The following is a 4,671-nucleotide window of genomic DNA, read 5'->3' as shown; positions in this document are numbered from 1 at the left end:
TCATTATAGAACTTTCAAAGTAAAATAAACTCCATGAATTTTTTTCATCTTTATATCCTAATCCCGTACCTGCACTTAATAAATATTTATTGATATCATCGATTTCATCTTGCAATTTAGAGTTTTTATTTGTTGATGAGAGTTCTAGATTTTGAATTTTGTAAATTGGTGTTAAATCTTCCTGAGGTTGGTTTATTCCAATTATATTTATTACTATTTTAAAATCATTAAAGATTTTTGAATTCAGTTGATTTTTTATTTCTTCAGGGGATGAATAATAGGTCCCTAAATTTTCATAGAATTTATCCCTAAGTAACATAAAATTCTCCTTAAATGGACAATACACCCAAATTAATAAGTCTATATTTCATAGCCGGATTGGACACATTTAATTTTTCAGCAAGATAAGTAATAATAATTTCATCATTTAAAGTATCTAATTCCTCCCAGGTCATAGAATAATCTATTGCCATTCTATCGATTGCTTTTATGATTAACTTTTGCGGCATTAGTAGTTCTGCTGCAAACTGGTTAGCAGCTCTTTCTTTAGCATTCGCTACTGGTGTTTGTTCACGTTCAGAAATTCCTTCATGTTTTAACACAAAATGGCCTAATTCATGAGACTTAGTAAATCGTTGACGCTGTAGCGGTTCCAAAATATTAACATACATTTTTTTAGTGTCAGCATCATATTTTCCAGAATGCGAATCGAAGTATGTTTCTATAACCTCAATTCCTAATTCAGCAATAATTTTATCAATATCTATACTATATTCATCTGATTGAAGTTCAATGTCTGATATTACTTCTTTTTTATTGTCAAAATAAGACATAAAATCTGTTGAGTATAGTTCGCTATATTTATAGACTTTACACATTATAAATTCTCCTATTTATATTTTTTATTTTTATTAAAAAATTATGAATTATTCTAAGTTATCATGATACAAAAATAGTTTATATTACTATTCTAAACTAAAAAGATCTTTTAGTCTATAGATAGATTGAAAATTTAAGAAAGAAACTACCTTTACTCTGAAATAAGAGATAAAACCATGGGAAACCTTTTCACTACTAGTCTTTTATGATACAATAGAAGGAAGTAAAGGCGTTGTTTTTCGATCTTATCAACGCCTTGGATGAATGAAAAGGAAGAGTCCCTATGGTTTTCAGATTTAAGCAAATAACTAGCTTATATATATATATATAAACTCGCGTTTTCATACCCATTTTCAAAACCTACCAATGTTTTTGGTAGGCTTTTTGCGTTGTAGAAATGGGGTATGAACATGGCTTACACGTTATCAAAAGAATTAGAACAAGAACTCATCGTTTCAGCACCTGAGTTGCAGCCTAGTTATACTGCCATCGTAGAATACCTAGAAGCTATCAACCAGAAAGAAGCATCTGGAAGCAATTCTCAGGAACTCCAGAACCAGCTTGCTATTCAGCTGAGACGTTTAGAAGATTTGGTGCAGGGTTATATCCAAATAAAGAAGAACCCACATCACTACCTAGATGCAGATAAAGAATTGACGGAAGGCTATCAAGCCATTAAAGGGACAGAGCAAGATCTTCTCAAAAAATTGCAATATCTCAATCAAGCCGCCTTGCAGGATTTCCATATCAGCCAGAGACTCTCTCCCAAAGATGAGACTGCTATCCCTGTAGCAGGTAAAGCCAAAACCAAACAGGAATTGGCTATCGAGCGAGATTTGATCAACCGGTTGACAAAGGGAGAAAGTCAATGGGTGTATCGACCTGAGTTAAATACAGAAGACCTCCTATGGGGAAACTTTTTTGCCAAGCTGGAAGCCAATAATGTCCGCATTTTGCAAGACCATCCCCTTACAAATTCAGAGAAAAATCAAATTAAAAACCAGCTCAATTTCGTCAACTTCTACGAAGCAGCCAAGTGGATAGCAGGGGAAAATGGCATTGCCAAGGTGCAGGTTCAACGTGAAGATGCTAGTTTAGGCACCATTCGCTTGGAAGTCTTGTGGAGAAACAATGTCGCTGGTGGCAAATCCAGCTATGAGGTTGTCAATCAAGTCATCACAGGCGGAGAAGGGATTCGCCAGCGTCGTGGGGATGTGACTTTGCTGATCAATGGTCTGCCTATGATTCAGATTGAACTAAAAAGCCGTTCTCATCCTTACATGGATGCCTTCCGTCAGATTAAAAAATACGACCAAGAAGGACAGTTCAGAGGCATTTTTTCAAGTCTTCAGATGTTTGTCGTCTCTAATGTCACAGACACCCGCTACATCGCAGCTGCCAAAGCCAACAAGCTAAATGAGCGCTTCTTGACCAAGTGGGTGGATAGTGAAAATAGACCTCAACCTCAACTATTTGACTTTGCAGAGTCTGTCTTGTCGATACCGAGAGCCCACGAGATGGTCATGCAGTATTCTGTCATTGATGATGACAAGAAGGCCTTGATTTTATTACGCCCCTATCAGGTACATGCCATTGAGGCTATCCGTGAAGCCAGTCGCAAGCGCCAGTCAGGCTATATTTGGCATACGACCGGTTCAGGAAAGACCCTGACCTCCTATAAGGTTTCGCGCAATCTGCTTCAGATACCATCTATTGAGAAGACAATCTTTGTGATTGATAGGACAGACCTTGACCAGCAGACGACTAGTTCTTTTCAATCTTACGCAGAGAACGATATGATCGATATCGACGAGACCGATGATACACAGGAATTGGTTAAAAATCTAGCTTCTGATGACCGCCGTGTCGTTGTGACGACCATCCAGAAAATCAATGCTATGATTCGTCAGTTTGATGAAGGCCGTCACCAAAAGGTCTACAATCGTATCAAACAACTCAAACTAGGCTTTGTTGTTGATGAATGCCATCGCGCAGTGACTCCTGAACGCCAGCGCCACCTAGAGCACTTCTTTACAAATTCTCTCTGGTATGGGTTTACAGGAACTCCTATCTTTACAGAAAATAAACGTGAACAAAAAGGAGACCTTGCTCAGACGACCGAAGAGCAGTACGGTGACTGCCTCCACCAATATACCGTCAAAGAAGCCATCCATGACAAGGCGGTTCTTGGTTTTAATGTGGAGTATCAGACGACCATGCCTGGTTGGGCAGAAGATGAGATTGACGAGGAGCGTTATGATGACGAAGGACATATGCTTGCCGTTTTAGATGCTATTCTCAATCGCTCAAGACGCAAACTCGGTTTCCAAAATGGGGTAGGAAAAACCTATGAAGCCATTTTGACTGTCAAAAGCATTGTCCGTGCGCAGGCCTATTATAACCTGATTAAGCAAGTCAAAAATGGAGAGAAGTCTCTAAGCATTTCGGAAAATGTTAAAAAGGTTTTGCCAGACTTCCCTAAGGTTGCCATTACTTACTCTGTGACAGAAAATGAAGCAAACTCCTATGTCAACCAAGCCTATATGGAGGAGAGTTTAGAAGACTACAATGCCATGTTTGGTACCCATTTTAGCCTAGCAACCATTGCATCCTACAATAGTGACCTCAACGACCGTCTGGCCCGTAAGAAAGAACGCTTTGCCTTCCGTGAGGAACAGTTGGACTTGGTTATCGTTGTGGACCGCTTGTTGACAGGCTTTGATGCCCCTTGCCTATCGACCCTATTCATGGACCGTCAGCCCATGAAACCCCAGCACATCATTCAGGCCTTTTCACGAACCAATCGCCTCTTTGATGAAGGCAAGAAATTCGGCCAAATCGTTACTTTCCAAACGCCTGACCGTTTTAAAGAAAAGGTGGATGAAGCTCTGAGCCTCTACTCAAATGGTGGCGAAAGCAGTGTTTTAGCCCCAGAATGGCAGGAGGAGAAGGCCAAGTTTCTGGAGAAGGTTCATCAACTATTAGCCATCGCTCCAAGTCCAGAGCAGGTGCCGGATTTGGATACAGCGACAGATGCAGAATTAAAACGCTTTGCCAAGGCCTTCCAAGAATTTGACAAGCTCCTATCTTCTATACAAGTCTATTCTGACTATGATGAGAAAGTCATCCTCAGAGAGATTGGACTTAGCCTAGAAGACATCGAGAACTTTGCCGGCCAATATCAAAATGTCATCGAAGAACTCCGCAGACGCAGAAAAGAAGACCAAGAAGATGAAGGTGTGCTGCTGGATATCGAGTATGAGCTCGAATCCATCCGCACCGACGAGATAAACTATCACTATATCCTCTCTCTCATCCAAGCCTTGATCGAAAATCGGGAAAACCTTATCGGTAAAAAGGAAAAGGGTCTGGTAGATAACTATATCGAAGATTTGAACAAATCCAATCCCAAGTTATCCAGCCTCATCTCCAAACTCTGGCAGAATGTCCAAGCAGATGCTAAGAGCTATCAGGGGCAGTCTGTGACCCATAAGTTGGATGAGATGATTGAGCTAACAACCCAGAAAAAGATTAGTGAAACGGCAGATTATTGGCAGATAGGAGAGGATGAACTCCAGTTCGTAGTGGACAACTACCGCATCGGACGAGACAAGCAAAATGGTGAAAAAGCCATTACGGAATCTCAGGACTATCTGGCCTATAAGGAAGCCCACGGAGACAAGGCACTACCAAAACTCAAATACAAAAAAGCCCTCAAAGAGGACTATATGCGCATGATTTCAGAGGATATCTTACCGCTAAGAGGGAGATAGGTTTATACTCTTCGAAAAT

Annotated in this window: 2 protein-coding genes and 1 pseudogene; 1 reads left to right on the top strand and 2 read right to left on the bottom strand. The window is 40.2% G+C overall.

Annotation, left to right across the window (positions count from 1 at the left end):
- A pseudogene (locus tag HT678_RS05790) lies at positions 1–319 on the bottom strand (FRG domain-containing protein); the annotation flags it as partial.
- Between the two features lie 10 nt (positions 320–329).
- On the bottom strand, positions 330–878 hold the full coding sequence (locus HT678_RS05785) for an ImmA/IrrE family metallo-endopeptidase (protein WP_000335401.1): 549 nt from the start codon (positions 876–878) through the stop codon (positions 330–332).
- A gap of 405 nt (positions 879–1,283) precedes the next feature.
- Between HT678_RS05785 and HT678_RS05780 the strand changes: the two genes are divergently transcribed.
- Positions 1,284–4,652, top strand: a complete 3,369-nt coding sequence (locus HT678_RS05780; protein ID WP_240148160.1) for a type I restriction endonuclease subunit R — start codon at positions 1,284–1,286, stop codon at positions 4,650–4,652.
- Positions 4,653–4,671 lie beyond the last annotated feature (19 nt).

The sequence above is a fragment of the Streptococcus sp. 3167 genome (assembly GCF_013277175.1).
Lineage (GTDB): Bacteria > Bacillota > Bacilli > Lactobacillales > Streptococcaceae > Streptococcus > Streptococcus pseudopneumoniae.
The sequence above is the reverse complement of the archived record's forward strand: the minus strand, read 5'-3'. Positions and strand labels throughout refer to the sequence as shown.

What these genes read in the sequence shown, in the direction of transcription:
- HT678_RS05785 (WP_000335401.1), bottom strand. Translation starts at nt 878, where the DNA reads ATGTGTAAAGTCTATAAATATAGCGAACTATACTCAACAGATTTTATG.
- HT678_RS05780 (WP_240148160.1), top strand. Translation starts at nt 1,284, where the DNA reads ATGAACATGGCTTACACGTTATCAAAAGAATTAGAACAAGAACTCATC.